At 67.5% G+C, this 25,698-nt stretch carries 26 protein-coding genes; 17 read left to right on the top strand and 9 right to left on the bottom strand.

Annotated elements, in window-relative coordinates:
- The first annotated feature begins 23 nt into the window (after nt 1–23).
- Together ACQZF9_RS06315 and ACQZF9_RS06310 are read left to right on the top strand one after the other, a co-directional pair.
- Complete coding sequence (locus tag ACQZF9_RS06315; RefSeq protein WP_428312406.1) at nt 24–1,121, top strand: ABC transporter transmembrane domain-containing protein; 1,098 nt, start codon at nt 24–26, stop codon at nt 1,119–1,121.
- A gap of 102 nt (nt 1,122–1,223) precedes the next feature.
- Nucleotides 1,224–1,865, top strand: coding sequence for a hypothetical protein (locus ACQZF9_RS06310; protein ID WP_428312405.1), 642 nt, complete (start codon nt 1,224–1,226; stop codon nt 1,863–1,865).
- A 64-nt stretch (nt 1,866–1,929) separates the two neighbouring features.
- Here the strand turns inward: ACQZF9_RS06310 and ACQZF9_RS06305 are convergent, their stop codons facing one another.
- Nucleotides 1,930–2,418, bottom strand: a complete 489-nt coding sequence (locus tag ACQZF9_RS06305) for a YajQ family cyclic di-GMP-binding protein (protein WP_428312404.1) — start codon at nt 2,416–2,418, stop codon at nt 1,930–1,932.
- 100 nt (nt 2,419–2,518) lie between these two features.
- Here ACQZF9_RS06305 and ACQZF9_RS06300 point away from each other — a divergent pair, with 100 nt between their 5' ends.
- The 3 genes from ACQZF9_RS06300 (at nt 2,519) to bfr (ending at nt 4,840) form a co-directional block, all read left to right on the top strand.
- Nucleotides 2,519–3,796 carry a TIGR03862 family flavoprotein gene (locus ACQZF9_RS06300; protein ID WP_428312403.1) on the top strand — a complete coding sequence of 426 codons (1,278 nt, stop codon included), beginning with the start codon at nt 2,519–2,521 and terminating at the stop codon, nt 3,794–3,796.
- A 3-nt stretch (nt 3,797–3,799) separates the two neighbouring features.
- Nucleotides 3,800–4,273, top strand: a complete 474-nt coding sequence (ybaK, locus tag ACQZF9_RS06295) for a Cys-tRNA(Pro) deacylase (protein ID WP_428312402.1) — start codon at nt 3,800–3,802, stop codon at nt 4,271–4,273.
- Between the two features lie 99 nt (nt 4,274–4,372).
- Nucleotides 4,373–4,840: a bacterioferritin gene (gene bfr, locus ACQZF9_RS06290; protein ID WP_428312401.1), complete on the top strand. Its 468-nt coding sequence runs from the start codon at nt 4,373–4,375 to the stop codon at nt 4,838–4,840.
- Nucleotides 4,841–4,885: 45 nt separating this feature from the next.
- Here bfr and ACQZF9_RS06285 read toward each other — a convergent pair whose 3' ends face one another.
- From ACQZF9_RS06285 to ACQZF9_RS06275, 3 genes are all read right to left on the bottom strand, one after another.
- On the bottom strand, nt 4,886–6,565 hold the full coding sequence (locus tag ACQZF9_RS06285; RefSeq protein WP_428312400.1) for an FAD-binding protein: 1,680 nt from the start codon (nt 6,563–6,565) through the stop codon (nt 4,886–4,888).
- Nucleotides 6,566–6,631: 66 nt separating this feature from the next.
- The gene (gene rlmC, locus ACQZF9_RS06280) at nt 6,632–7,756 is read right to left on the bottom strand and encodes a 23S rRNA (uracil(747)-C(5))-methyltransferase RlmC (RefSeq protein WP_428312399.1); all 1,125 of its coding nucleotides are present in this window, start codon (nt 7,754–7,756) and stop codon (nt 6,632–6,634) included.
- A 73-nt stretch (nt 7,757–7,829) separates the two neighbouring features.
- A complete protein-coding gene (locus ACQZF9_RS06275; RefSeq protein WP_428312398.1) occupies nt 7,830–7,955 on the bottom strand; it encodes a hypothetical protein in 126 nt (41 codons plus the stop codon).
- Between the two features lie 146 nt (nt 7,956–8,101).
- Here ACQZF9_RS06275 and ACQZF9_RS06270 point away from each other — a divergent pair, with 146 nt between their 5' ends.
- Both ACQZF9_RS06270 and ACQZF9_RS06265 read left to right on the top strand, forming a co-directional pair.
- Nucleotides 8,102–9,172 (top strand): M14 family zinc carboxypeptidase, encoded by a 1,071-nt coding sequence (locus ACQZF9_RS06270; RefSeq protein WP_428312397.1) that lies wholly within the window; start codon nt 8,102–8,104, stop codon nt 9,170–9,172.
- A complete protein-coding gene (locus tag ACQZF9_RS06265) occupies nt 9,169–9,948 on the top strand; it encodes an alpha/beta fold hydrolase (RefSeq protein ID WP_428312396.1) in 780 nt (259 codons plus the stop codon). Before ACQZF9_RS06270 ends, ACQZF9_RS06265 begins: the two co-directional genes overlap by 4 nt.
- 365 nt (nt 9,949–10,313) lie before the next feature.
- On the opposite strand, the gene ACQZF9_RS06260 is transcribed toward ACQZF9_RS06265, so the two are convergent.
- Nucleotides 10,314–10,679, bottom strand: coding sequence for a DUF2784 domain-containing protein (locus tag ACQZF9_RS06260; RefSeq protein ID WP_428312395.1), 366 nt, complete (start codon nt 10,677–10,679; stop codon nt 10,314–10,316).
- Between the two features lie 41 nt (nt 10,680–10,720).
- On the opposite strand from ACQZF9_RS06260, the gene rluF reads away from it, so the two are divergent.
- The 3 genes from rluF (at nt 10,721) to ACQZF9_RS06245 (ending at nt 12,883) form a co-directional block, all read left to right on the top strand.
- Nucleotides 10,721–11,434 (top strand): 23S rRNA pseudouridine(2604) synthase RluF, encoded by a 714-nt coding sequence (gene rluF, locus ACQZF9_RS06255; RefSeq protein ID WP_428312394.1) that lies wholly within the window; start codon nt 10,721–10,723, stop codon nt 11,432–11,434.
- Nucleotides 11,435–11,510: 76 nt separating this feature from the next.
- Nucleotides 11,511–11,936 (top strand): OsmC family protein, encoded by a 426-nt coding sequence (locus ACQZF9_RS06250; RefSeq protein WP_428312393.1) that lies wholly within the window; start codon nt 11,511–11,513, stop codon nt 11,934–11,936.
- Nucleotides 11,933–12,883 carry a pirin family protein gene (locus ACQZF9_RS06245; RefSeq protein WP_428312392.1) on the top strand — a complete coding sequence of 317 codons (951 nt, stop codon included), beginning with the start codon at nt 11,933–11,935 and terminating at the stop codon, nt 12,881–12,883. The genes ACQZF9_RS06250 and ACQZF9_RS06245 overlap by 4 nt, the downstream gene beginning before the upstream one ends.
- A gap of 135 nt (nt 12,884–13,018) precedes the next feature.
- Here the strand turns inward: ACQZF9_RS06245 and ACQZF9_RS06240 are convergent, their stop codons facing one another.
- Nucleotides 13,019–14,017 (bottom strand): 2-hydroxyacid dehydrogenase, encoded by a 999-nt coding sequence (locus ACQZF9_RS06240; protein ID WP_428312391.1) that lies wholly within the window; start codon nt 14,015–14,017, stop codon nt 13,019–13,021.
- 103 nt (nt 14,018–14,120) lie between these two features.
- Between ACQZF9_RS06240 and ACQZF9_RS06235 the strand changes: the two genes are divergently transcribed.
- The 3 genes from ACQZF9_RS06235 to ACQZF9_RS06225 all read left to right on the top strand — a co-directional run bounded on the left by ACQZF9_RS06235 (nt 14,121) and on the right by ACQZF9_RS06225 (nt 16,859).
- Nucleotides 14,121–14,543: an MAPEG family protein gene (locus ACQZF9_RS06235; RefSeq protein WP_428312390.1), complete on the top strand. Its 423-nt coding sequence runs from the start codon at nt 14,121–14,123 to the stop codon at nt 14,541–14,543.
- Nucleotides 14,544–14,628: 85 nt separating this feature from the next.
- Nucleotides 14,629–16,050 (top strand): MFS transporter, encoded by a 1,422-nt coding sequence (locus ACQZF9_RS06230; protein ID WP_428312389.1) that lies wholly within the window; start codon nt 14,629–14,631, stop codon nt 16,048–16,050.
- Between the two features lie 218 nt (nt 16,051–16,268).
- On the top strand, nt 16,269–16,859 hold the full coding sequence (locus ACQZF9_RS06225; RefSeq protein ID WP_428312388.1) for a DUF938 domain-containing protein: 591 nt from the start codon (nt 16,269–16,271) through the stop codon (nt 16,857–16,859).
- A 32-nt stretch (nt 16,860–16,891) separates the two neighbouring features.
- Here ACQZF9_RS06225 and ACQZF9_RS06220 read toward each other — a convergent pair whose 3' ends face one another.
- Nucleotides 16,892–17,626, bottom strand: coding sequence for an EAL domain-containing protein (locus ACQZF9_RS06220; RefSeq protein WP_428312387.1), 735 nt, complete (start codon nt 17,624–17,626; stop codon nt 16,892–16,894).
- Nucleotides 17,627–17,892: 266 nt separating this feature from the next.
- On the opposite strand from ACQZF9_RS06220, the gene ACQZF9_RS06215 reads away from it, so the two are divergent.
- Nucleotides 17,893–18,300, top strand: a complete 408-nt coding sequence (locus tag ACQZF9_RS06215) for a YchJ family protein (protein WP_428312386.1) — start codon at nt 17,893–17,895, stop codon at nt 18,298–18,300.
- 62 nt (nt 18,301–18,362) lie between these two features.
- Here ACQZF9_RS06215 and ACQZF9_RS06210 read toward each other — a convergent pair whose 3' ends face one another.
- Nucleotides 18,363–20,396, bottom strand: a complete 2,034-nt coding sequence (locus ACQZF9_RS06210; protein ID WP_428312385.1) for a DEAD/DEAH box helicase — start codon at nt 20,394–20,396, stop codon at nt 18,363–18,365.
- Between the two features lie 176 nt (nt 20,397–20,572).
- Between ACQZF9_RS06210 and ACQZF9_RS06205 the strand changes: the two genes are divergently transcribed.
- Genes ACQZF9_RS06205 through ACQZF9_RS06195 form a run of 3 tightly spaced genes read left to right on the top strand, consistent with a single transcriptional unit; the run spans nt 20,573 to nt 24,914 of the window.
- Entirely contained in the window at nt 20,573–22,510 is a 1,938-nt protein-coding gene (locus ACQZF9_RS06205; protein ID WP_428312384.1) for an ATP-binding protein, read from the top strand.
- Complete coding sequence (locus tag ACQZF9_RS06200) at nt 22,507–23,688, top strand: HDOD domain-containing protein (protein ID WP_428312383.1); 1,182 nt, start codon at nt 22,507–22,509, stop codon at nt 23,686–23,688. The genes ACQZF9_RS06205 and ACQZF9_RS06200 overlap by 4 nt, the downstream gene beginning before the upstream one ends.
- Nucleotides 23,689–23,744: 56 nt before the next feature.
- Nucleotides 23,745–24,914 (top strand): response regulator, encoded by a 1,170-nt coding sequence (locus ACQZF9_RS06195; RefSeq protein WP_428312382.1) that lies wholly within the window; start codon nt 23,745–23,747, stop codon nt 24,912–24,914.
- 66 nt (nt 24,915–24,980) lie between these two features.
- On the opposite strand, the gene ACQZF9_RS06190 is transcribed toward ACQZF9_RS06195, so the two are convergent.
- Entirely contained in the window at nt 24,981–25,604 is a 624-nt protein-coding gene (locus ACQZF9_RS06190; RefSeq protein WP_428312381.1) for a TetR/AcrR family transcriptional regulator, read from the bottom strand.
- Nucleotides 25,605–25,698: the final 94 nt, after the last annotated feature.

The following is a 25,698-nucleotide window of genomic DNA, read 5'->3' as shown; positions in this document are numbered from 1 at the left end:
CGCGCGCGTCGTATATCGCCGCGATGGCGATGCTCGGTGCCTCCAGCGCGATCAAGCTGCTGATTCCGATGCTGGCTGCCTCGGCGATCAACGCGGTGCAATTGTCCGGCAGCGGTAGCATCGCGCATGCCGGCTGGATGATTCTCGGCATTGTCGGCGTGCAGGCCGCGGTATGGATGCTGCACGGCCCGGGCCGCGTGATGGAACGCGTCGTCGGCATGCGCGTGCGCGCCAACGCCGCCGACGCGATCTACAGCAAGCTGATCGCGCTGCCGCTGGGCTGGCACGAGCAGCATCACTCCGGCGAAGTGCAGCACCGCACGCAGCAGGCCACGGGTGCGCTGTACGAGTTCACGCAGAACCAGTTCATCTACCTGCAGAACGCGGTCAACCTGGTCGGCCCGCTGGTCGCGCTGAGCCTGATTTCACTCACCGCCGGCGGCGTCGCGCTGGCCGGCTACATCGTGCTGGCCGTGATCATCCTGCGCTTCGATCGGGCGATCATGAAGCTGCAGGTGACCGAGAACGCGGCCGAGCGCCGCTACGTCGCCGGCCTGCTCGACCTGCTCGGCAATGTATCGACGGTGCTGAGCCTGCGCGTCGGCGCCGCCTCGCGCGCGCTGCTCGGCAATCGCCTGTTTGCGATCTTCGCGCCGCTGCGCAGGAACATCGTGCTGACCGAAGCCAAGTGGTGCGCGGTCGATCTGCTCGGCGTGGCGCTGTGCTGGAGCCTGGTCGCGATCTATGCCTGGCAGGCGCATCGCGGCAGCAGCGCCGGCGGCGCGCCGCTGCTGATCGGCAGCGTCGGCGGCGCGGGCGGTGTTGCACAGGCCAGTTCGATCATCCTGCTCGACGAGCCGACCAGCGCACTCGACCAGGTGACCGAAGGCCGTGTGTTCCAACGCCTGCGCGAACAGTTGCCGGAAACGACACTGATCGCCTCGGTGCATCGCCTCAGCGTGCTCGACCAGTTCGACAAGGTGGTGCTGATGGCCGAGGGCGGCATCGTCGACTGCGGCACCGCGGAAGAACTGCAGGGGCGCCAGAGCCTGTTCCGCGACCTGCTGCGCGAGTCGGAAAACCAGGGACCGGCGGTCGAAAACGCCGCGCAAACGGTGTAAGCCTTTTGCTATTTGCGTATCAAGGCGCGAAACGCCCGCGCCGCTAGCTGGTTACCGCCGCGCATTTAAGCACGGCGACCGACTATCGCGAGGAGCACCCCTATGAAATATCTACACACCCGCTGGACCCAGGCCGCACTGGCCGTGGCCGTCAGTTTTCTCGGCGTCACCGCCGTCCAGGCCGGTGCGCTCAAAGTCATCGACTACGCGCCGCCCGGCGCCGGCTCGGCTGCCGAAAACGGGCCCGATCTGAACGGCGACGGCCGTCCCGACTACTTCGAAATCCGCAGCGAAGCCGCGGGCAGCGGCATGGCCGACCGCCTGCACGACGAAGCCTCCCAGCCGCCCGCGGACAAGGCCGCCGCCGGCGCGCAGACCTGTGTCTACGTCGCGATCAACGAAGGCGACCGCCACTGGTCACACGACCGCGCCTACTGCGGCAGCTGGAAGGTCGCCGAGCTCGACGTGCCCGATCGCGTCACGCCGAAAGATCAGCTCGCCTATGTCGCGCAGCTGTCGCAGAAGTTGCTGATCCCCAAGTTCGGCTATGTGGCCAGCGCGCGCGACGCGGTGTATCTGGCCGCCAACGGCAAGCCCAGCTTCCTGTTCTTCGACGGCGTCGACTACGTGCTGCACACCGGCCTGGACGCGCACAAGGTCGTCAGCCTCGAGTCCATGGAAATGCTGGCTCGCTTCGAGACCGGCCACGGCGGTGCCCAGGCCAGCGCGGTATCCGCGCCCTAGGACCGCGCAGAAAGTTCGCGGACCCGCCGCTGGCTCGCGACCGGCGGCGGGCAGCCCGCTTGATCTAATCGCGAAAATTCTCGAACTGCAGCGGCAGTTCCAGCTCCGACTTGCGCAGGAAGGCGATCGCGGTCTGCAGGTCGTCGCGCTTCTTGCCGCTGATGCGCAGCTTCTCGCCGTTGATCGAGGCATCGACCTTGAGCTTGGCTTCCTTGAGCTTGGCGATGATCTTCTTCGCCTGCACCTGCTCGATGCCCTGCTTGATCGTGATGTTCTGGCGCGCGCCGGCGAGGTTGGTCTCGGGATCGTCGGCCTCGACCGCGCGCAGATCGATGCCGCGGCCGGCCAGGCGCTTGTGCAGGATCTCCAGCAGCTGGGTCAGGTGATATTCGCTGGGCGCGGTCGACTTGACCGTGTATTTCTCCACGTCCAGCTCGAACGCGGCATTGGTGCCGCGCAGGTCGTAGCGGTTCTCGAGGTCGCGCTTGGCCTGGTCGACGGCATTGGTCAGCTCGTGCTTGTCGACTTCGGAGACGATATCGAATGAGGGCATGGTGGCAGCCGTGTACGGGAACGGCGGCCAGTATCGGAAAGTCCGCCGCGACTTGCCACAGCGGCGCTGCCGGCGGCAGGCATATCGCCGATAATCACGCATGATCGTGGCTCCCGAATCCGCATCGCATCGTCGCATCGCCGTCGTCGGCGGCGGCCCCGCCGGGCTGATGGCGGCTGAAGTCGCGCGCGCGGCGGGTTTCGAGGTCGACCTGTACGAGCGCATGGGCTCGGTCGGCCGCAAGTTTCTGCTCGCCGGCAAGGGCGGTCTCAATCTGACGCATGGCGAGCCGGCGGCGGACTTCGCGCAGCGTTACGCCGAGCGCAGCGCCGAAGTCGGCGCATGGCTCGACGGGTTCGGCGCCGGAGCCCTGCGCGACTGGGCGCGCGAGCTGGGGGTCGAGACGTTTGTCGGCAGTTCCGGGCGCGTGTTCCCGGCCGACATGAAAGCCGCGCCGCTGCTGCGTGGCTGGGTGCGGCGGCTGCGTGCGCAGGGCCTGCGTTTTCATGTCGAGCATCGCTGCGTCGGCGTTGCACGGCGTGACGACGGACGCATCGATCTGAAATTCTCCAGCGCTGGCGGCGAACTGCAGGCGCAGGCTGACGCGGTGATCTTCGGCCTCGGCGGCGGCAGCTGGCCGGAGCTGGGCTCGGATGGTTCCTGGACCTCCTGGCTGACGCCGGATGCGGATGCGATCGCGCCACTGCGGCCGTCGAACTGCGGCTTCGAGCTGGACTGGAGCGCCCATTTTTCGTCGCGCTTCGCCGGCCAGCCTTTGAAGCCCGTCGTGCTGAGCTGGGACGATGCGCAGGGTACGCGGCACTCGCAGCAGGGCGAGCTGATGATCACCGCCGCCGGCCTCGAAGGCGGACTGATCTATGCGATGTCGGCGCCGCTGCGCGAGGCCATCGCCGCCCAGGGCAGGGTCGCGATCCGTCTCGACCTGGCGCCGAACCAGGACGCGGCCAAGCTGCAGCGCGACATCGGCCTGTATCGCGGCAAACGCTCGCTGAGCGAACATCTGCGCCGCGCCGCCGGCCTCGACAGCCTGCGCATCGGCCTGCTCTACGAAGTGCTGCCCAAGGACGCGTTCAACGACGCCGTGCAACTCGCCGCGACGATCAAGGCGCTACCGCTGACGTTGCGGCGCACGCGGCCGCTTGCCGAGGCGATCAGCAGCGCCGGCGGGGTGCGCCTCGCAGCGCTCGACGAGCAGCTGATGCTGCGGGCGATTCCGGGCGTGTTCTGCGCCGGCGAGATGCTGGACTGGGAAGCGCCGACCGGCGGCTACCTGCTCACCGCTTGCTTCGCCAGCGGACGGCGCGCGGCACTCGGCGCGGTCGGCTGGCTCCATCGAAATCTTCGCGACACGGGCTGAGGCATGTCGAAGGCAACACCCGCGACCTTGTGGCTGAGCAAGCAAGGCATTGCGTACGAGACGCGCACTTACGACTACGACGCGGACAGCCCGCGCATCGGCCTGCAGGCCGCCGAAGCGATGGGCGAGCCGCCGTCCCGCGTGCTGAAAACCCTGATGGCGTTGGTCGACGGCAAACCGGTTTGCGTGATCCTGCCATCCGACCGCGAGCTGAGCATGAAGAAAGTCGCCGCGGCTTTCGGCGGCAAGAGCGCCGGCATGATGCCGGTGGCCGACGCCGAGCGTATCAGCGGCTACAAGGTCGGCGGCGTCAGCCCTTTCGGCCAGCGCCGCAAATTGCCGACCGCGATCGAGCGCACTGCGCTGGGCGAACCCTACGTTTACGTCAACGGCGGCCAGCGCGGGCTTCAGGCGAAGCTGGTACCAGCTGATCTGCAGCGCGCACTGGACGCGGTCACCGCAGACCTCATCGCTTAAGCGCGCGCCAGCTGAGAACGCCTATCGATCCCGTTGCGGTTTCGTCATCGAAAATCCGCAGCCGTCATAATGAAGGCTCATTTTGGTGCAGGTGGAATCATGCAAGGGCAGCAGGTCGTCGTCGAATGTCTGAAGGAGTTGCTGCGCGGTGAGCTGAGCGCGCGCGACCAGTACTTCATCCACTCGCGGCGCTATGCGCATCTGGGCCTGATGGGCCTGTATCGCCGCATCGATCACGAAATGCAGGAAGAAACCCAGCACGCCGACGTGCTGCTGCGGCGCATCCTGTTCCTCGGCGGCGAGCCGGTGATGCAGCCGACCCCGTTCAGCGCCGGCCTCAGCGTGACCGAGATGCTGCAGAAGGATCTGGCCACCGAGTACGAAGTGCGCGCCAACCTGCAGGCGGCAATGGCGCTGTGCGAACGCGAACGCGACTACGTCTCGCGCGACCTGCTGCTGCCGCAGTTGCGCGACACCGAAGAAGATCACGCCCACTGGCTGGAACAGCAGCTCGGCCTGATCGACAAGATGGGGCTGCCGAATTATCTGCAGTCGAAGGTCGAGTAAGTTTCTGGATTTTGTAGCCCGGGTGAAACCCGGGTTGCACCCGGGCTACAAAAGCGCCGCGATATGCCGGCCAACGGTGCGGCCCGAAAAGATGCAGTCGGCGTACGACAGCCCGCTGACGTAGATATTCGACGACACGCCGATCGCGCTGCGGCCGGCCGCATACAGGCCGGCGATGATCTCGCCCGTCGCGTTCAGCACGCGGCCGCTGTCTTCATCGACCCGCAGGCCGCCGAGCGTCATCGTCGCCATCGGCAGCAGGCGGCTGTGGATCGAGGCGTCGATCGCGTAATACGGGCCTTGCAGCTGCGGCTGGCATTCTTCGCGTCGCTTCTCGAAAGGGTCGTCGAGTTCGCCGCGCGCGATGCGGTTGTACGCGTCCAGGGTTTCGACGAGACGCGTCGCATCACAACCCAGCCGCTTCGCCAGCTCGCGCGGCGTCGCCGCCTTGATCGTGTTGAAGCTCAAGTTCAGCCGCGCGACGTCGCGCTGGAACGGCACGATCTGCGGATCGCGTGCCTGTTTCAATGCCGCGGCGCGCTGCGCGGCATCGAACACCAGCCAGGCTTTTCCGTCCGGCTGCGCCATCACCGCGTCGCCGATCGAAGCGCCGTACAGGGTCTCGTTGACGAAACGCTCACCGCGCGCGTTGATCAGCATGCCCGCGGCCCAGGCCGCCGGCGGATTGATGAAACGCCAGGCGCTGATGCGGTCCATCAGATCGAGCCGCCCACCGGCCGAGGCGCCGAGCCGGTGACCACTGCCGACGTCACCCAAGGTGCCATTGGGGTGACCGGCCATATAGCGCGGCGCGTGCTCGCGCAGCAGTTCGCGATCGAGGATGAAGCCGCCGGCCGACAGCAGCACGCCGCGGCGCGCGCGATACCAGTGCGAGCGGCTGCATTGGCGCTGGATGTCCTGCGCACGGCGCAGATGCCAGCGACCCAGCGCGATCGTCAGGAAGGCCAGCGGAAACGTCGGCGGCAAGGCCAGCAGCCACTTGCTCGCGGCCGCGATCACGCGCGTGTAGCGCGCCGACTGCGCGGTGCCGGGCTCGACCTGTAGCGCCCTGACGCCGACGACGCGGCCGTCGCGGTCCACTGCGAGCTGCTGCACCTCCGCATGCCGGTGAAAGCGCAGGCCGAGCCGCAGCGCCGCGTCGCGTAGCGGCGCGTACAGCGCGACACCCAGGCCCCAAGGCTTGGTGCCATTGCGCATGTGCGTGCGATGGCCGCGCGCGGCCGGCTTCGAGCGGCGCATGTACGGCGCGGTCAGCGAACTGTCCGGGTGATACAGGAAATGATCCAGCGGCGGATACGAGGTTTTCTTCTTCCACAGCTTGCTGTTGAACGGCGCGCCGTGCGCGCGCAGCCACTCGAACGTGGCGACGCTCTCGTCGCAGAAGCGGCGCACGGTGCGGTCGCCGACCACGCCTGCGACTTCGATCTTCAGGTACTGGTACATCTGCTCGGCGCTGTCGTCCTCGCCGGCCTCGCGCTGGATGCTGGTGCCGCCACCGGCGTAGTACACGCCGCCATTGGCGGCGCTCGATCCGCCGCCTTCATAGCGGTCCAGTGCGATGACCTCGGCGCCGCCTTCGAGCGCTTCCAGCGCCGCCGCGACACCGGCGCCGCCGAGGCCGACGACGATCAGATCGGCGTGGTCGTCCCAGGGAAAGGCGTCGACGTCGTCGATCAGGCGTGGTGGCTGGATGGTCTGGTTCATCGGCGCAGTATCGGCAGGCGTCGACTGCGCCAAATACCGCAATCGGATGAGCTGCCGGCAAAAGCGCTAGCCGCGCTCCAGCAGCACGATCACTTCGTAATGCTGCGTATGCGGAAACATATCGAGCAGGCGCGCGCGCCGTGGCTTCAGCGACGGCATCGCGGCCAGATCACGCGCCAGCGATTCGGCATTGCAGCTGGAATAAATCAGCCAGCGTGCAGCGCTGTCATTCAGGAATCGGCCGAGCTCGGCGCCGATGCCGCGACGCGGCGGGTTGACGATGACCAGCTCGGGCGCGTCGGCACCGGCAGCGAACCCGCTCGCATCGAGCGCCTTGAACTGCAGCCGCTTCAGGCCCAGCTCGTCGCGACTCTGCTCGGCGCTGGCGATCGCCTCGGCGCTGGTTTCGACGCCGACCACATCGCGCCAGGGGCTGGCGCAATGCAGCGCGAAGCCACCGACGCCGCAGTACAGATCCCATAGCGAGGCCGGCTCCAGCTCATCGACCCAGTCGCGCGCCTGGCGATACAGCGCACCGGCGATGTCGGTATTGGTCTGGAAGAAGCTCTGCGGCCGCAGGTGCAGCGGCAGCTCGTTGACCTGGATCGTCAGCGACGGTGCCTCCGGCGTCAGCAGGATTTCGGTCGGGCCTTCGAGGATCGCCTTGTGCTCGGGCTGCAGGTTCACCGTCACCACGCGCAGCTGCGGCAGCGCCTGCATCAGATCGGGCAAATGGCGTCGAATGCGCTCCAGCGGCTCTTCCGATCGCAGCACGAAGCGCAGCATCAGATCGCCAGTGTCGGACTCGGTGATCAGCAGGTACTTGAGTTCGCCGCGCTTCAGCGCGACGTTGTACGGCGAGATCACCGCCAGCGTGACGAACTCGGCCAGCGCGCCGAAGCAGGATTGCAGCCCGGGCGAATACAAGCCGCAATCACTCAGATCGACGCCCTGCCCGGCCGCGTCGAGGATGCCGAGCACAGGCCGACGCCAGCTGCCGCTGACCACCATCTTGGCCTTGTTGCGAAAGCCGGATTCACGACTGGCTACCGCCGGCAGCCATTGCAGCTCGCCGTAGCGCGCCAGCATGTCATCGCAGCGCTGCTGCTTGGCGGCGAGTTGTTGCTCGTAGGGCTGCGGCAGCTGCGTGCAGGAGCGGCAGCGGCCGGCGTCGTAATGGGAACACTGCATCGTCTGGGTACAAAACCTGGAGCGCGAGCGCCATGTTACGCGCTCGCGGACCCGGACGACGCTGGCGGCGCGATCAGCCCTGCGGCTGTGCCAGCACGGTGGAGCGGCGCAGCGCGACGAATTCGATCACGCCGTACAGCACCACGGCGCCGATGGTCACCGGTTTCGAGCTGGCGAACTTGAGAATCAGCTTGTCCATGGCTTGTTCCTGCATCTGAAGACGATTGACGAGGGTCCAAGCTAGCAAGCGCAAATGACGCGCGGATGGCAGCCCGATGACAGCGCGCGTCGCGCCACTGTCACATTGGCCTCCTAGGCTGCGCGGCCAAGCCGCCCTGGACCGCAATGCCCAAGCCCCCGCTCGTGTCACCGCCGGATCTGCCGGAACTCGCCGAACTCGCGCGGCTGACCGAAGAGGGCCGGCCGTACATGGAGGCGCGCGTGATCGGCGAAGTCACCTGCGGCGACCGCCGGTTCCCGCTGCACGCCTTGCTGATGGGCAACCCCGATCCGGGCGTGCCGGCGGTCGGTTTCTTCGGCGGCGTACATGGCCTGGAGCGCATCGGCGCCGAAGTGGTGATGGCCTATATCCGCAACCTGGTGTCGCGCCTGCCCTGGGACCTGGTGCTGCACCAGCATCTGCAGCAGGTGCGTTTGGTGTTCATGCCGCTGGTCAATCCGGGCGGGCTGTGGCGCGGCACGCGCGCCAATCCGCGCGGCGTCGACCTGATGCGCAACGCGCCGCTGGACGCGACGCAGCCGGTGCCGTTCATGCTCGGCGGCCAGCGAGTCAGCGCCGGCCTGCCCTGGTATCGCGGCGCCGCGAACGCGCCGATGGAAATCGAAAGCGCCGCGCTGTGCAAGCTGGTCGAGGACGAAATGCTCGGCCGCCGCTTCAGCCTGGCGATTGACTGCCACTCCGGCTTCGGCGTGCAGGATCGCGTGTGGTTCCCGTATGCGCACACCGCCGAGCCGATCCACCACCTGCCGGAGATGCATGCGCTCAGCGCCATTTTCGAGGCCACGCATGCGCATCATCCTTACTTGCTGGAGCCGCAGAGCAAGCAGTACCTGACGCATGGCGATCTCTGGGATCACCTGTACCGGCGCAGCTGCGAGCGCAGCCTGGACAACACCTTCCTGCCGCTGACGCTGGAGATGGGCAGCTGGCTGTGGATCAAGAAAAACCCGCGTCAGCTGTTCTCGCGCCAGGGCATTTTCAATCCGCTGATCGCGCATCGGCAGCGCCGCGTGATGCGCCGGCACATCGCGCTGCTGGAATTCTTCACCCGCGCCGCCACCGGCTTCGAGCGCTGGCTGCCGGTCGGCAATGCGCGCGAGCGGCACCAGGCGCTGGCATTGCAGCGCTGGTACTCGGATATTGGCGCGAAGCCGAACCGGAAACGCGCCAAGTGAACGAGCAGGACGACACGCCCTGGGTGCTGCTGCGGGGCCTGATGCGCGATCGAAGGCATTGGGGGCCGTTTGCCGCGCTGTTCGCGTCGCGCTTCGCGGGCGCGCCGATCGCGGCGATCGACTTCCCCGGCAATGGCGAGCTGCATCAGCAGCGCAGCCTCGCCAGCATCGATGCGACCGCCGATTTCTGCCGCGCCGACTTGCGCCGCCGCGGCCTGAAGCCGCCGTATCGCGTGCTGGCGATGTCGATGGGCGCGATGGTCGCGGCCAGCTGGGCGACGCGCTATCCGCAGGAACTGGCCGCCTGCGTGCTGATCAACACCAGCCTGCGGCCGTTCAGCCGGTTCTGGCAGCGGCTGCGGCCACGGGCGTATCCGTCCGTGCTGAAGATGGCGCTGCTGCAGCCCTCGCCGCGCGAGGCCGAGACGATGGTGCTGCGCCTGACCACCAGCAGCCGCGACGAGCGCGTGCTCGACGACTGGAGCGCGTGGCGCGCAGCGCAACCGGTCAGCAAGGCCAACGCGCTGCGCCAGCTGGCCGCGGCGACGCGCTTCGTCACGACACATGAAGCGCCGACAGTGCGCACGCTGGTGCTGGTCGGCGCACGGGATGGGCTGGTCAGCCCGGACTGCTCCCGCCAGCTGGCCGCGGCCTGGGGCTGCGAGATTCGCGAGCATCCCAGCGCCGGGCACGATCTGCCGTTCGATGATGCGGCATGGGTGGTGGCGCAGGTCGAGGACTGGTCGCGGATAGGATCCGCTCCTACAGCGGCATGAACCTGTAGGAGCGGATCCTATCCGCGACGGCGCCGCCAGCCGCTCGCATCCAAACCCAGATTCCACAACACCAGCAGAGGCGCCGGGCACGATCTGCCGTTCGATGATGCGGAGTGGGTGGTGGCGCAGGTCGAGGACTGGTCGCGGATAGGATCCGCTCCTACGGCGGCATGAACCTGTAGGAGCGGATCCTATCCGCGACAGCGCCGCCAGCCGCTCGCATCCAAACCCAGATTCCACAACACCAGCAGAGGCGCCGGGCACGATCTGCCGTTCGATGATGCGGCACGGGTGGTGGCGCAGGTCGAGGACTGGTCGCGGATAGGATCCGCTCCTACGGCGGCATGAACCTGTAGGAGCGGATCCTATCCGCGACGGCGCCGCCAGCCGATCGCATACAAGCCCAGATTCCATAGCACCAGCAGACAAGCCAGCAGCGTCTGCACCGACGCCGTCAGCCCCGGCGGATACAGCAGCGGCACCAGGTAATGATCAATGAAGCCGTCGTCGTAACCGGCCACACCGGCGTGCTCCAGCAGCGAGTTCTCCAACAGCGTCAGCGGGCACAGCCCGTGGCTGGCGACGATCCACACGCCCCAGACCAGCGCCGGCAGATGCAGCCAGACCCACTGGCGCGGACGCCACGCGACCAGCAGCCCGCCGAACACGACGAAGCCCAGAAAGGCCAAGTGGAGCGCGAACACGCTGCGGGCGGCGATCAGATCGGTCACGGGGCGACCATAATATGCAGACCGACCCAGCGGCTGAACCGATGCGCCTGAACAAGTACATCTCCGAAACCGGCGTCTGCTCGCGCCGCGAGGCCGACAGCTGGATCGAGGCCGGCCGCGTGATGGTCAACGGCAAGCGCGCCGAGCTGGGCACGCAGGTGAACGAGGGCGACGAGGTGATCGCCAACGGCAAGCGCGTCGGCGCGCGCGCCAAACAGCACGTGTACATCGCGCTGAACAAGCCGGTCGGAATCACCTGCACCACCGAGCGCCACATCGACGGCAACATCGTCGACTTCGTGCGTCACCCCGAGCGCATCTTCCCGATCGGCCGGCTCGACAAGGAATCCGAAGGCCTGATCCTGCTGACCAGCAACGGCGACATCGTCAACGAAATCCTGCGCTCGGAAAACAATCACGAGAAGGAGTACATCGTCACCGTCGACAAGCCGGTCAGCGATGCCTTCATCGACGGCATGATGCGCGGCGTGCGGCTTCCGGAGCTCGACGTGGTCACCAAGCGCTGCAAGGTCTGGCGCGATCCTGGGCGACCCGAGCGCAACTTCCGCATCGTGCTGACGCAGGGCCTGAATCGGCAGATCCGGCGCATGTGCGAGGTGTTCGGCTACGACGTGCGCCGTCTGCAACGCGTGCGCATCATCAACGTGCAGCTCGCCGGGCTCAAGGTCGGGCGCTGGCGCGATCTGTCGCCGGAGGAACTGCGCGGCCTGCTGCCGGAGCGCACGACTTGGTAGCCCGGGTGAAACCCGGGATTCATACTGCCGGACATCACCACCCCGGGTTGCACCCGGGATATGCAAGGAGCAATGGATGAGTCTTACCCAGGTGCAAGTCGTCAGCGGCGCCGCCGCCTTCGCCACCGACAACAGCAACGGCCGCAGCCACTGGATTGCCGACGAGCCGACCGATGTCGGTGGCGGCGACACCGGGCCGGCACCGACCGAGCTGCTGCTGTCGGCGCTCGGCAGCTGCACCTCGATCACGGTGCGCATGTACGCGCAGCGCAAGGGCTGGCCGCTGGAGGGCGTCGACGTCAGGCTGAGCCTGAATCCGCAGGGCAAGCCGGCCGACGGCAGCACCGAAATCAGCCGCGAGGTCACGCTGCGTGGCGCGCTCGACGGCGAGCAGCGCCAGCGCCTGCTGCAGATCGCCAACGCCTGCCCGGTGCACAAGATCCTGAGCGGCCCCATCCAAATATCGACCCAGATCGCCACCGACCCGGTGCCGGCGCCATGAGCGAGCGCCGCTACGACCCGCAGCTGTCCGCGGTCGGCGATGCGCCTGCGCCGTCCAGCGAGCCGGTGACGCAGCGTATCGAAGGCCACGCCGCACTGGTCGGCGACGGCATGCCGATCAATCGCGTGCTGCCTTCGCGGCTGCGCCGACTGGTCGGGCCCTGGTGTTTTCTCGATCACATCGGCCCGGCGATGATCGATAACGTCGGGCCTTTGCGCGTCGCGCCGCATCCGCATATCGGCCTGCAGACCGTGACCTGGCTGACCGCCGGCGAAATCCTGCATCGCGACAGCCTCGGCTCGTTGCAGATGATCCGCCCCGGCCAGCTCAACGTGATGACCAGCGGCCGCGCCATTTCGCATTCGGAGGAGTCGCCGGGCGCCGCTGCCGGTGAAATTCACGGCGTGCAGTTCTGGACCGTGCTGCCGGAATCGGCGCGCTTCATGGAGCCGATGTTCGATCACTACCCAGTGCTGCCGACGATCGCGCGCGACCAGCTGAGCATCACCGTGATCTCCGGCGAATACGGCGGCGAGCGCTCACCGGCACGGCATTTCTGGCCGATCGTCGGCCTGGAAATCAGCGCCGGCGTGGTCGATACGCAGCTGAGCCTGGATCCGGCTTTCGAGCACGCGCTGCTGGTGATCGATGGCACTGCGAACATCGACGGCGAAGCGCTGCTGCCGAACGTGATGCTGTATCTCGGCGCCGGCCGCAGCCGCATCCAGCTGGCCTGCGACGCGGGCTGCCGCATCATCCTGATCGGCGGCAAGCCGTTCGAGGAAGAAGTGCTGATGTGGTGGAACTTCGTCGGCCGTACGCGCGAGGAGCTGACCCGCGCCTGCGTCGAATGGAACGCCGGCCAGGGCGGTTTCGGCGACGTGAAGGGCTACGACGGCAGCCGGCTGATCGCGCCGATGCCGCCCTGGGCCAGCGCGCCGGGCTGATCCATCTGCTGCTGATCTTCGCGCTGATTTCGGCGGTGATGCATTTTGTGAAGGGCAAGTCGGCGGCGTAGTGACCTGTCGCGGATAGGATCCGCTCCTACAACGGAGCCTGTAGGAGCGGATCCTATCCGCGACTCACACTCGCAGCGGCCAGCAGTCCGAATTCACCATCGCCCGCGGCTTGCGGCCATTCAAAGCGTCGATCAGATTCGACGTCGCCAGCTGCGCCATCGCCAGCCGCGTCTGATGCGTCGCGCTGCCGATATGCGGCAGCAGCACGACGTTGCGCAGGCCGAGCAGGCCGCTGTCCGCCGGCAGCGGCTCGCGCTCGAACACGTCGAGCCCTGCACCGGCGATCTGCTCCGCTTTCAAGGCCGCGATCATCGCCTGCTCGTCGACGACCTTGCCGCGCGCGACGTTGATCAGAAATGCGCTGCGCTTCATCCGCGCGAACTGCGCGGCGCCGATCAGATGCTCGGTATCTGCCGACAACGGCACCAGCACGCAGACGAAATCCGACTGAGCCAGCAAATCGTCCAGCGCGCAATGCTGCGCGCCGAACTCGCGATCCGCATCCGGCTTGGCGTGGCGGCTGTGATACAGCACGCGCATGCCGAAGCCCAGATGGGCGCGGCGCGCGACCGACATGCCGATGCGACCCATACCGACGATACCCAGGGTTTTGCCGTATACGTCGCTGCCGAAATCGGCGCTGTCGACCGGCCGCTTCCAGTCGCCGGCGGCGACGCGTGAGCCCAGCTCGACAACGCGACGCGCGCTGGTCAGCATCAGCGCCAGGCTCAGGTCGGCGACGCTTTCGGTCAGCACGTCCGGCGTGTTGCACAGCAGGATGCCGCGCTCGCCGAGCGCGGCGATGTCGTAGTTGTCGTAGCCGACGGTGACGGTCGACACCACCTTGAGCTGCGGCGCGGACGCGATCAGCGCGCGATCAAAAGCCAGGCCGCTGCCGATCACGCCCTGCGCCTGGGCCAGCGCGGCGGCGAACGCCGGGTTCCTGCGCAGCCCCGACTGCCCGGTGAAATCCGCGACATCGAAGTGCTGCTGCAGCTGTTTCAGGCAGGAATCGGGCAGTGCCGCGTAGGCGACGACGCTGGCTTTCTTGTCGATATTCATCCGGGCACTGTAGCCTCGGCCGGCGGTTTACGACCAGCCGGCGTGCCTTCGATCGCCGCGATCGGCACAACCGATAACCAAAACCATCTTCAAGGGAGATCTCATGCTGCTCACCATCACGCCGCTGTATGCCGGCCTGCTCGGCCTGCTGTATTTCGTGCTGACCGTTCGCGTCGTCGGCGGCCGAACCGGCAAGGGCGCGCCGTCGCTGGGCGACGGCGGCAACAGCACCATGTTCCGCGTGATCCGCGGCCACGCCAACTTCAACGAATACGTGCCTTTCATCCTGCTGATGATGGCGATGCTGGAAGTCGGCGGCATCTATTCGCCCTGGGTGCTGCACACGCTCGGCCTGGCGCTGCTGATCGGTCGCATCGGCCACGGCATCGCGCTGAGCTTCACCGAGAACTGGGTGCTAGGCCGCGCCGGTGGCGCGCTGCTGACGTTCCTGGTGCTGCTGATCGTGTCGGTGCTGTGCGTGTGGCGCGGTATCGCGGTGCTGATGGTGCAGACCGCACCGCTGTAGTGTTGCTCCCGGCCTGCCGCCGGGAGGGAACGCAGCGGCGCGATCCGCTGTCCGTATCCGACATCGACGACCAAGGACGGTTGACGTGGACTCCGACACGATACGCAGCGACATCCCGTCACGGCTGGACCGCTTGCTGTGGTGCCGCTTCCACACCCTGGTCGTGGTCGCGCTCGGTATCACCTGGATCCTCGACGGCCTGGAAGTGACGCTCGCCGGCGCGGTGTCCGGCGCGCTGAAGGCCAGCCCCGCGCTGCAAATGACCGATGCGCAGGTCGGCATCAGCGCCAGCGCCTATGTACTCGGCGCGGTGCTCGGTTCGCTGGTGTTCGGCTGGATGGCCGACCGGCTCGGCCGCAAGAAACTGTTCTCGCTGACGCTGGCGGTCTATCTGGTGGCGACAGCGGCGACCGCGTTTTCACCGAATTTCGGCATGTTCCTGCTGTTCCGGTTTTTCACCGGCGCCGGCATCGGCGGCGAATATTCGGCGATCAATTCCGCGATACAGGAACTGGTGCCGGCGCGTTACCGTGGCCACACCGATCTGGTCATCAACGGCAGCTTCTGGATCGGCGCCGCGCTCGGCGCAGTCGGCTCCATCGTGCTGCTGCAGCCCGGCCTGTTGCCGGACGACATGGGCTGGCGTGTCGCCTTCGGCATCGGCGCCGTGCTGGGCTTGTCCATTCTGCTGCTGCGCCGTTTTCTGCCGGAAAGCCCGCGCTGGCTGATGACGCGCGGCCGCATTGCCGAGGCCGAGGCGATCGTCGCGCGGATCGAAGCCGTCGCCGGCGAACGCCGGGTCGACACGCCGCTCAAATCCATCGAGCTGCGCGTGCGCGCCGGCGGTCACGGCATCGCCGATCTGGCGCCCAGCCTGTTCAGGACCTATCCGCGACGCGCGACGGTGGCGATGGTGCTGATGAGTTCGCAGGCGTTCTTCTACAACGCGATCTTCTTCACCTACGCGCTGGTGCTGAGCACCTTCTTCGACATTCCGAGCGAAGACGTCGGCCTGTACATCCTGCCGTTCGCTGCCGGCAATTTTCTCGGCCCGCTGCTGCTCGGCCGGCTGTTCGACACCATCGGCCGGCGGCAGATGATCGCCTTCACCTACGCCGCGTCCGGCATCGCGCTGACGATCACCGCCTGGCTGTTCGTCGAAGGCGCGTTGACCGCGACCGGCCAGACCATCGCCTGGTCGGTGACGTTCTTCTTTGCCTCGGCCGCGGCGAGTTCGGCGTATCTGACCGTCGGCGAAAGCTTCCCGCTGGAAGTTCGCGCGCTGGCGATCGCGGTGTTCTACACGCTGGGCACCGGCGTCGGCGGCATCGCCGGGCCCTGGCTGTTCGGCACGCTGATCGGCACCGGCGAGCGCAGCGCGATCGCCGCCGGCTACGGCCTGGGCGCGGTGCTGATGATCATCGCCGCGGCGGTGATGTGGCGCTGGGGCCTGGCAGCGGAGCGGCGCTCGCTGGAGGATCTGGCACGGCCGATGTCGAGTGCGTGACGAGGTTCGCTGCAATCGCGACCCTGGTCCCTCGATACGCGGGCGAGCCCGCTACTCGGGACGAACGGAGATTGCGCCCAACCCCGTTCGTCCCGAGTAGCCGCTTGCGGCGTATCGAGGACATCGGCAGAGCCGCCGGAAACGCCATTGCGCGCCCGTTCGTCCCGAGTAGCCGCTTGCGGCGTATCGAGGGACCGGATCGTAGTATCGTCACGCGCATGATCAAACCCGACGCCCCCTCCTGCCATCGCAACCGCGACGTGATCCTGGCGCTGCTGCAGGATCATTTCGCCGATCGAAAGCGCGTGCTCGAAATCGGCAGCGGCACCGGCCAGCACGCAGTGTATTTCGGCGCGGCGATGCCGCAGCTGGTCTGGCAGACCTCGGAGCGCCGCGAGCATCACGAGGGCATCCGTGCCTGGCTGGACGAGGCGAAGCTAGGCAATGTGCTCGCGCCGATCGAGCTGGACGTGACCGGCGCCTGGCCGGCCTCGCACTACGATGCGTTCTTCACCGCCAACACCTTGCACATCATGGGTGCGCAAGCCGTCGAGCAGCTGTTCGCCGCACTGCCTGCGGTGATGGACAGCGGCGCCAAGCTCGCGGTCTACGGCCCGTTCAACTACGCCGGCGCCTACACCAGCGACAGCAACCGCGACTTCGACGCCTGGCTGAAAGCGCGCGATCCGCTCAGCGCTATTCGCGACTTCGAATGGGTGGACACACTGGCGCAGCGCGCCGGCCTGGCGCTGATCGAGGACCGCGCGATGCCGGCGAACAATCGCGGCCTGGTCTGGCAGGCGCGCTGAGCGCCGCGCCACCAGCGCGCCACCACCCCGATCTAAGGAAACGCGCGATCCGGCATGCGCACCGGCGGCATCGATTCGAAGCCGCCGGCCGCGAACAGGTGACCCTGCAGCAGGGTCACACCCTGCCCGGCCAGCCACTGGTATTCCTCTACCGTCTCGATGCCCTCGGCAATCACCGCGATGCCGAGGTCCGCGCAGACGCGGGCGATGCCGCGCACGATCGCCTGGCGCGGCGCGTGGCGATCGAGGCCGCGGCACAGCTGCATGTCGAGCTTGACGAAATCCGGCTGGAACTCGGCCAGCAGATTGAGACCGGAATGGCCGGCGCCGAAATCGTCGACCGCGAATTTCACGCCGGCTTCGCGATGCGGCTGCATCATCTGCGCGAACTGCGCCGGGTCGGCGAGCAACTCGGTTTCGGTGACTTCGAAGATCAGCCGGCTGATCGGAAAACCGGCCTGCTCGGCCGCGTGCAGGGTCGAGTGGATGCCGACGTCGGCCTGCGGCAGCGCGCCGGGCAGCGCGTTCAGGCTCAGGGCCGCCGGCATGTCCATCTGAGCGGCGAGTTGCACTGCGCGCCGGCGGAACTCGCAGTCGTAGCGATACAGGTCGTGGCGCTCGATGCGGTCGAACACCCAGGCCGCGGACTGGCGATCGCCGCCGCGCACCAGCGCCTCGTACGAGAACACGCTCGACGTCATCACATCGACGATAGGCTGGAACGCGAACGAGTAGGCAAAGTCGGCTGTCGCCTGCAAGCCCGGCATGGCATCGCGCCGCGGCGCGTCCGCTGATTCCGGGTTAGTCGAATGCGATTCGGTCCGACACTCTGCGGGCCGGGAAAAAGGTTTTTTCATCCGTCCTCCAGAGCGCTGCGATCAGAGTGACATTCGATGCATTTCGCCTGCCGGTTGCAGTGGCCGCAGACTTTTTGATCTGCCTAACGCTGATTTTACTAGTCGCCCCCGCCGCCGCGCTGCGCACACAACAGCGCGCTACCGCCAGAGCCGGGTTCCGGGTTTAAAGTGCGTCCATGCCGACCCGGATCGCGATCAAGCATTGCCCCTGCGACGAACAGCGCGCCTATGCGGACTGCTGCGCGCCGCTGCACGAAGGCGCGGCCGCGCGCAGCGCCGAGGCGCTGATGCGTTCGCGCTATTCCGCCTACGCGTTGCGGCTGGAGCCCTATCTGCTGGCGACCTGGCATGCGAGCACGCGGCCGGCGTCGCTTTCTTTCGGCGACGAGACCCTACAGGCGCCAAAGTGGCTGGGGCTGAAGATCCTGCGCCACGAGATGGCGCCGGACGGCGATGCCGCGATCGTCGAATTCGTCGCGCGTTTTCGCGTCGGCGGCGGCAGCGCGCAGCGCATGCGCGAAGTCAGCCGCTTTGCGCGGGTCGACGGGCGCTGGTTTTATCTGGACGGCGACGTCGCCGAATAAGCGGCGTCGCGGTCCCGGGTTTCACCCGGGCTACGGCGCTTGGCAGCCCGGGGCTGGCTACATCAAACCCGCGGTGGCTTGCGCTTGCCGCCGGGGCCGGGCCCGGGCGTGGCCGGCGGGATCGGGTCGCCGAGCTTGCTGATACGCAACTGGCGTCCGAGCACCCAGGCCTTCTGCAGATCGCGGAACACACCGCGCGGCATGCCGCTGGGCAGGTCAACCAGGCTGTGGTCGTCGTTGATTTCGATCTTGCCGATGTACTGGCTGTCGAGGCCGGCTTCGTTGGCGATCGCGCCGACGATGTTGGCCGGCTTGACGCCGTGCTGCTCGCCGACTTCGATGCGGAAGGTCTCGGTTTCGTCGTCGCTCTTCTTCTTCGGACGCTCCGGTCGCTCCAGACGCAACGGCCGGTCGATCGGACGCTCGGCGCGCTCCGGCGGCCGGCCCGGGCGGATTTCCGAACGCGGCGGCTCGGCCCTGGCCTCGGCGCGCGGCTCGACGCGATCCGGCTTGTCGCGCAGACGCGACGACATCGGGAACGACGAAGGCACCGGCGCGGCGGTCGGCAGCGGCTCGACCCGCGTCGGCCGCTCGCGGCGCTCGGGCCGTTCGCTGCTGCGGTCGTTGCTGCGCTCGGGGCGTTCGCTGCGCTCGAAGCGCTGCGGCGGACGCGGTGACGAGGTCCGGATTTCCGAGCGCGGCGCATCCGGCATCTGCGCTTCGTCGGTGGCCATCAGCAGCGGCCGGTCGCCCTGGGCCAGCGACGCCAGCGCGGCGGCGATGTCGACCAGCGGGGAACCGGTCTCGGTCTCGATGTCGGCGATCACGCTGCGGAAGGCCTCGAACTGGCTGGCGGCGCTGCGGTCGCCCTGCGCCTTGTTCAGCGCCTCGATCACGGTCTGCTTGAAGCGCTGCACGCGACGCTGGTTGATGGTGTCGCTGCTCGGCGCGGCGATCGCCTCGATCGGCTGGCGCGTGGCGCGCTCGATCGCTTTCAGCAGGTGGCGCTCGCGCGGGCTGACGAACAGGATCGCGTCGCCGCTGCGGCCGGCGCGGCCGGTGCGGCCGATGCGGTGCACGTAGCTTTCGGTGTCGGTCGGGATGTCGTAGTTGACGACGTGGCTGATGCGCTCCACGTCCAGGCCGCGCGCGGCGACGTCGGTGGCGACGACGATGTCGATCTGCCCGTCCTTCAGCTTGGCGATGGTGCGTTCGCGATCGTTCTGCTGCATGTCGCCATTGAGCGCGGACGCGGAGAAGCCGCGCGCCAGCAGCCGATCGGCGAGCTCGGTGGTCGCGGCCTTGGTACGCGCGAACACGATCATCGCATCGAAGGTTTCGGCTTCGAGGAAACGGGTCAGCGCCTCCAGCTTGTTCATGCCGCTGACCAGCCAGTAGCGCTGGCGGATGTTGGTCGCGGTCGAGGTCTTGGACTTGATCGAGATTTCGACCGGATCGCGCAGATAGGTCTGGGCGACGCGGCGGATCACCGACGGCATCGTCGCCGAGAACAGCGCCACCTGGCGCTCGGGCGGGGTCTGCTGCAGCACCCATTCGACGTCGTCGATGAAGCCCATGCGCAGCATCTCGTCGGCTTCGTCGAGCACCAGCTGGCGCAGGTTGTCGAGCTTCAGCGAGCCGCGCTTGATGTGGTCGACGACGCGCCCCGGCGTGCCGACGACGACGTGCGCGCCGCGCTTCAGGCCGCGCAGCTGCGGCTCGTAGCTCTGGCCGCCGTAGATCGGCAGCACGTGGAAGCCGGGGATCGCGGAAGCGTAGTTCTGGAGCGCCTCGGCGACCTGGATCGCCAGCTCGCGGGTCGGCGCCAGCACCAGCGCCTGGGTGACGCTGCGCGCGGTGTCGATCATCGACAGGATCGGCAGCGCGAACGCGGCGGTCTTGCCGGTGCCGGTCTGGGCCTGGCCGAGCACGTCGCGGCCTTCGAGCAGCGGCGGGATGGTACGGGCCTGAATCGGGCTGGGCGACTCGTAGCCGATACGGGTCAGCGCCTCTAGTACCGGTGCAGCCAACCGTAGGTCGGCGAAGCGAACGGCGGTTGCCGTGGAAGAGGCATCGTCGTTAGGCACGGAAGCCATGGGAATCCTGGTGGAACGCGGCGGGCGATTGTACACCGCCGCGCCGCCCGACCCCGGCAGGGAGTTTCACATCCACGCCCGGATTCGCTGTGGCGGCGCTTCAGAAGCCCCCGCCGCAGCCGATACCCGAAAGACGGCAGCGACGGCCCATCCGGCTGCCCGCCACAGGGAAGAAAGTGATAGGACTGGCCTTCAATCTCGTCGAGCGATACCTGCTGGAGCGCCACGAGCCCGAGGCGCTGGCCGCGGCGCTGCAGGCCGGCGGCTTCGCCGACGCCGAGCCCTGGCTGGATGCGCTGAAGTACCCCGACGCCGACTTCCTGCGCTGGGCCGGCGCCGCCGCGGTGCTCGACGGCGCGGTTTTCGACGAATTCCTGCGCCGTCTCGGCTTCTGGGCAATGCCCAACCTGGTGCGCCGCTACACCCTGCTGACCCTGGCCGGACGCAGCGCCGGGCAGCGCCGGGCCGACCTGTCGGGCGTGGTGCTGCCGCAGCTGCGGCGGGTGCTGGCCGGGCTCACCGGCAGCGACTTCACACTGAGCAGCGATGCCGGCGGCGCCGATCTGGTCTACCCGTCCAGCGGCCTGCTGTGCCCGGCGTTCGACGGCGCGCTGAACGGCCTGGCTGACTATCTGGGAACGCCGCTGCGGGTACGGCACACGCGCTGCGCGCGCGAGGTGGGCGGCGATCACTGCGAGTTCCGCCTGGATTTCGGTAGCCCCGGTGAAACCCGGGAATCCGCTGCCTCGTCCGGCGAACCGCAATCCCGGGTTTCACCCGGGCTACGGCTCGCACAGGTTTCCCCCGCCGATCGCGCGGAGCGCCGCGTCGAACTGATGTCGCGGCTGATCGAGGAGCGCAATCTCGATCTGGGCATCACCCAGGCGCAGGCCTCGGCCGCGCAGACCTACCTGATGGGCCTCAACGACGCGCTGCCCGGCGCGCTGATCGGCGCCAGCCCCGACGGCCTCATCACCAGCGGCAACGCCGGCGTGCAGGAACTGCTCGGCTACAAGGTCGGCGAACTGATCGAGGCGCCGCTGAGCCGCATCTGGCCGAGCGCGCCGGATTTCATCGCGCGTTGCCTGATCGCCGGCGCCGGCCTGTTGCGCGACGAAGCCGACTGGATCGCAAGCGATGGACGCGTGGTGCCGGTGCTGATTTCGGCCTCGGTGCACCGCGACCGCAGGAACCAGCCGGTGTCGCTGGTGTTCGTCGCGCTGGACCTGTCCGAGCGCCGCCGGCTCGAAGTCGAGCTGCGCCATGCGCAGAAAATGGAATCGCTGGGCCAGCTGTCGGCCGGCGTTGCCCATGAAATCAATACGCCGATGCAGTTCATCGGCGACAACCTGCACTTCATCCGCGAGGCGGTGACCCACCTGCAGCCGCTGCTCGACGCACTGCCGCAGCTGCGCGGCGCGCTCACCGGCGGCGAAGCAGCGCACTACGCCCGGCTGGAAGCGGCGGCCGATCTGGACTTCGTCCGCAGCCGTCTGCCGCGCGCGCTGGACCGCGCACTCGAGGGCGTACGCCGCGTCAGCCATATCGTCGAGGCGATGCGCGCATTCAGCCATCCGCAGACCGACATGGCGGCGGTGGACCTGAACAAGGGCCTGCGCGACACGCTGACCGTCGCCAACAACGAATACAAATACATCGCCGACCTGGCCTGCGATTTCGGCGCGCTGCCCGACGTGATCTGCAACGGTGGCGACATGAACCAGGTCTTCCTCAACCTGATCGTCAACGCCGCGCATGCGATCGCCGAGCGCCGGCAGCGCGACGGCGCCGCCGATGTGCGCGGCCGAATTCGCGTGGCGACGCGCTGCGAAAGCGAGCAGGCGGTGATCGAAATCGCCGACGACGGCTGCGGCATACCGCAGGCGATCCGCCACCGCGTGTTCGACCCGTTCTTCACCACCAAGCAGGTCGGCAAAGGCACTGGCCAGGGCCTGGCGATATCGCGCAACGTCGTCGTCGAGCAACATGGCGGCACGCTGGATTTCAGCACGCAGTGTGGCATCGGCACCACGTTCACGATCCGCATTCCGCTATCCGGTCGCCGCCGCGACGACAGCCGCATCCCGCCGCCGGTCGAGGAGTCCGCCGCATGATCAAGGTGCTCTTCGTCGACGACGAGGTCGACGTGCTGGAAGGCCTGGAGAACCGGCTGCGCAAGTACGTCGGCCGCTGGCAGATGCGCTTTGCGCTCGGCGCCGACGCGGCGATCAAGGAGCTGCGCCGCGACAGCGCCGATGTCGTCGTCTCCGACATGCGCATGCCCGGCATGGACGGTGGCCAGTTGCTGGACTGGGTGCGCGAGCGCCATCCGGAGACGGTTCGCATTCTGCTGTCCGGCCAGACCGGAGCCGACGGCGCGATGAAGCTGATGCCGGTCGCGCACCAGCTGCTGACCAAGCCCTGCGACATCGAACTGCTGGAGCGCGCGATCGACTGCGGCGCCGGCCTGCAAGGCAGCCGTGAACGGCCCGAAGTGTCACAGGTGCTCGGCCTGCTGCAGGGCCTTCCGGCGCTGCCGCGGCTGTACTGGGATCTGGTGCGCGAGCTGGACAAGCCCAGCGCCGATTCGACCTCGGTGTCGAAGATCATCGAGCAGGACATGGCGATGACCGCGCGCGTGCTGCAGATGGCGAACTCGGCTTTCTTCGCATCGGCTCGCAGCGTGCGCAGCGTGCGCGATGCGATCACCGCGCTCGGCCTGCAGGCGATCCGCGCCGCGGTATTGCAGCTGCATCTGTTCCGCGCGATGGGCGACATCGCCATGCCGCGCGGGTTTTCGCTGGAAAAGCTGCAGACGCGCTCGCTGCATGCGGCCTGGCTGACCAACCAGATGCTGGCCAATCCCGAGGACCGCAAGACCGCCTACTCCGCCGCGATGCTGCACGACGTCGGCTACCTGGTGCTGGCGGTCGGCCTGCCGGAAGCCTCGGCGCGAATTCGCGAACGCGCGCGCAGCAGCGGCGAGCCGCTGCACAAGCTGGAGACCGAGGAACTCGGCTGCGACCACGCGCAGATCGGCGCGCGCATGCTCGCGCTATGGGGCCTGCCGGTGGCGCTGGTCGAGGCGGTGGCGTTCCACAACGAGCCGATGCGCTCCGGCGACACGCGCTTCGGCGCCACCGCCGCGGTGCATGTCGCCAGCGTGCTGAGCTACGACAAGAACGACCCGCAAAGCCTGCCCGAAGCATTCGATCTCGAATATCTGCGCCATCTCGGCGTCGAAGAAACCGTGCTCGGCTGGCAAAGCGGCCAGCCGTTTTCGCGCATTTGAAAAACCCGTCATTGGCGCACACGCGGCAACGACAAACCAAAACCCCGGAGGCCCGAATGGGCATGGACGAATACGGTTTCGACACGCGCCTGCGCGTACTCTGCGTCGACGACGAGCCGGCAGTGCTGGAGGGCCTGGAGTTGTCGCTGCGCAGGCACTACGAGGTCGACACCGCCGCCAGCGGCGAGCAGGCCCTGCAATTGATGCGCAACGGCGACTACGCGGTGTTGCTGTCGGACATGCGCATGCCCGGCATCAACGGCGCGGCGCTGCTGGCGACCGCGCGCAAGTATTTTCCGGACACGGTGCGCGTGCTGCTGACCGGCTACGCCGACGTCAGCGCCGCGGCTTCGGCGATCAACGACGGTCACATCTTCCGCTTCCTGATCAAACCCTGTCCGCCACCGGTGGTGCAGCGCGCGATCGCCGACGCGGTCGCGCAACACCGCTTGCAGACGGTGGAACGCAGCCTGCTCGAACGCACCTTGCGCGGCGCAGTGCAGGCGCTGACCGAGGTGCTGTCGCTGACCGATCCCGACGCTTTTGCGCGCGCCACGCAGGTGCAGAAATTGTCGCTGGCGATGGCCAGCAAACTCGATCTGCAGCCGACCTGGGCGCTGGAACTGGCGGCGATGCTGGCGCCGCTGGGCCGCGTCAGCCTGCCGCCGGAACTGATGCAACGCGAAGCCAGCGGTGAAGCGCTGCGTCACGAGGCGGATCGCGAGGCCCTGAGCCGCGTGGCGGAAGTCACGCAGCGTCTGCTGGCACCGATCCCGCGGCTGGAACCGGTGCGCGACATCCTGCGCGAGGCCGAGCGCGAAAGCGGCGCGCGCGCGTTGTTCAACAATCCTTCGGCGGTGCCGGTGGCGCGGCTGGCGCGCGTGCTGAAGCTGGCCTCGCGCTTCGTCGACCAGCAGGCACGCGGCGACTCGGTGACGATCGCCATCGGCGATCTGCGCGCGAACTACGGCGACCGCGATCTGATCGAGGCGATCGAGGCGATAAAGGGCGCGCAAAGCGAAGAACTGGAAGTACGCACCGTGCCGATCCGCCTGCTGCGCGCCGGCATGACCTTGTGCGACGACCTGCTGACGCAAAGCGGTCAGCGCCTGGTGCCGCGAGGTTACGAAGTCAATGCGAGCCTGGTGGAACGCATCCGCAATCTGCGCACGGACGCCTTGCGCGGCCCGGTGCGCGTTGTAGTGCAGCGCGAGGCGACGGCGTAGCGATAAATCCCGGGTTCCACCCGGGCTACTTCGTCGTTGTAGCCCGGGTAAACCCCGGGAACGCACTCAGTGCCGCGCCGCAATCGCCTGCCACAGCATCTCGAACAGCGTATCGGCCTGCGGCGTCAGCGGCTCGTTCATGCCGCGCGAGATATAGCCCTGCACCAGACGCACGATGATGCCGATGCAGTAATCCAGCAGCACTTCCTCGCTGACCTGGCGGTTCAACACGCCTTGCGCCTGACCCTGGGCGAGCATGCGCGTGATCGCGGTGTAGAACTCGCGATTCTGGCTGCCGGCGCTGCGCCGCCAGGTATTCAGATACACCGAGCTCATGACGATCTGCATGACTTTCGGGTTGCGCTCGAAGAAATTCAGCGCGACGTCGAACAGGCTGCGCAGACGCTGCTTCATGTCCGCATTGTCCAGGCCGTTGGCCTGCAGATACGGCCCCATCTGCGTGACCAGTTGGCCGAGCCAGCTGTCCAGACCGGAGAACAGCAGGGCTTCCTTGCTGCCGTAGTACTTGTAGATGGTCTGCAGGCTGACGTTGGCGCCGCGGGCGATTTCGATCAGGCCGATACGGTGGAATTCGCGCTCCGAAAAAATATCCAGCACGGCGGCCTCGATCCGCGAGCGGGTGTCGGGGTCGAGCTTCTTCAAATCGGGCAAAGCAATGGAAGTTTGCATGGGCTCTTTGTGCTTCTAGTAGTAGGTAACTCCTCTGTCACGCACTATGAAACGGCGCTGCGCAAACGACAAGCCCTATTTCCGTGCTGTCTAC

The sequence above is a fragment of the Hydrocarboniphaga sp. genome, from assembly GCF_965279055.1.
Lineage (GTDB): Bacteria > Pseudomonadota > Gammaproteobacteria > Nevskiales > Nevskiaceae > Hydrocarboniphaga.
The sequence above is the reverse complement of the archived record's forward strand: the minus strand, read 5'-3'. Positions and strand labels throughout refer to the sequence as shown.

Excerpts from the sequence above, each read along its gene's own strand:
- ACQZF9_RS06315 (WP_428312406.1), top strand. The coding sequence starts at position 24 with ATGGCGATGCTCGGTGCCTCCAGCGCGATCAAGCTGCTGATTCCGATG.
- ACQZF9_RS06310 (WP_428312405.1), top strand. The coding sequence starts at position 1,224 with ATGAAATATCTACACACCCGCTGGACCCAGGCCGCACTGGCCGTGGCC.
- ACQZF9_RS06305 (WP_428312404.1), bottom strand. The coding sequence starts at position 2,418 with ATGCCCTCATTCGATATCGTCTCCGAAGTCGACAAGCACGAGCTGACC.
- ACQZF9_RS06300 (WP_428312403.1), top strand. The coding sequence starts at position 2,519 with ATGATCGTGGCTCCCGAATCCGCATCGCATCGTCGCATCGCCGTCGTC.
- ybaK (WP_428312402.1), top strand. The coding sequence starts at position 3,800 with ATGTCGAAGGCAACACCCGCGACCTTGTGGCTGAGCAAGCAAGGCATT.
- bfr (WP_428312401.1), top strand. The coding sequence starts at position 4,373 with ATGCAAGGGCAGCAGGTCGTCGTCGAATGTCTGAAGGAGTTGCTGCGC.
- ACQZF9_RS06285 (WP_428312400.1), bottom strand. The coding sequence starts at position 6,565 with ATGAACCAGACCATCCAGCCACCACGCCTGATCGACGACGTCGACGCC.
- rlmC (WP_428312399.1), bottom strand. The coding sequence starts at position 7,756 with ATGCAGTGTTCCCATTACGACGCCGGCCGCTGCCGCTCCTGCACGCAG.
- ACQZF9_RS06275 (WP_428312398.1), bottom strand. The coding sequence starts at position 7,955 with ATGGACAAGCTGATTCTCAAGTTCGCCAGCTCGAAACCGGTGACCATC.
- ACQZF9_RS06270 (WP_428312397.1), top strand. The coding sequence starts at position 8,102 with ATGCCCAAGCCCCCGCTCGTGTCACCGCCGGATCTGCCGGAACTCGCC.
- rluF (WP_428312394.1), top strand. The coding sequence starts at position 10,721 with ATGCGCCTGAACAAGTACATCTCCGAAACCGGCGTCTGCTCGCGCCGC.
- ACQZF9_RS06250 (WP_428312393.1), top strand. The coding sequence starts at position 11,511 with ATGAGTCTTACCCAGGTGCAAGTCGTCAGCGGCGCCGCCGCCTTCGCC.
- ACQZF9_RS06245 (WP_428312392.1), top strand. The coding sequence starts at position 11,933 with ATGAGCGAGCGCCGCTACGACCCGCAGCTGTCCGCGGTCGGCGATGCG.
- ACQZF9_RS06240 (WP_428312391.1), bottom strand. The coding sequence starts at position 14,017 with ATGAATATCGACAAGAAAGCCAGCGTCGTCGCCTACGCGGCACTGCCC.
- ACQZF9_RS06235 (WP_428312390.1), top strand. The coding sequence starts at position 14,121 with ATGCTGCTCACCATCACGCCGCTGTATGCCGGCCTGCTCGGCCTGCTG.
- ACQZF9_RS06225 (WP_428312388.1), top strand. The coding sequence starts at position 16,269 with ATGATCAAACCCGACGCCCCCTCCTGCCATCGCAACCGCGACGTGATC.
- ACQZF9_RS06220 (WP_428312387.1), bottom strand. The coding sequence starts at position 17,626 with ATGCCGGGCTTGCAGGCGACAGCCGACTTTGCCTACTCGTTCGCGTTC.
- ACQZF9_RS06215 (WP_428312386.1), top strand. The coding sequence starts at position 17,893 with ATGCCGACCCGGATCGCGATCAAGCATTGCCCCTGCGACGAACAGCGC.
- ACQZF9_RS06210 (WP_428312385.1), bottom strand. The coding sequence starts at position 20,396 with ATGGCTTCCGTGCCTAACGACGATGCCTCTTCCACGGCAACCGCCGTT.
- ACQZF9_RS06200 (WP_428312383.1), top strand. The coding sequence starts at position 22,507 with ATGATCAAGGTGCTCTTCGTCGACGACGAGGTCGACGTGCTGGAAGGC.
- ACQZF9_RS06195 (WP_428312382.1), top strand. The coding sequence starts at position 23,745 with ATGGGCATGGACGAATACGGTTTCGACACGCGCCTGCGCGTACTCTGC.
- ACQZF9_RS06190 (WP_428312381.1), bottom strand. The coding sequence starts at position 25,604 with ATGCAAACTTCCATTGCTTTGCCCGATTTGAAGAAGCTCGACCCCGAC.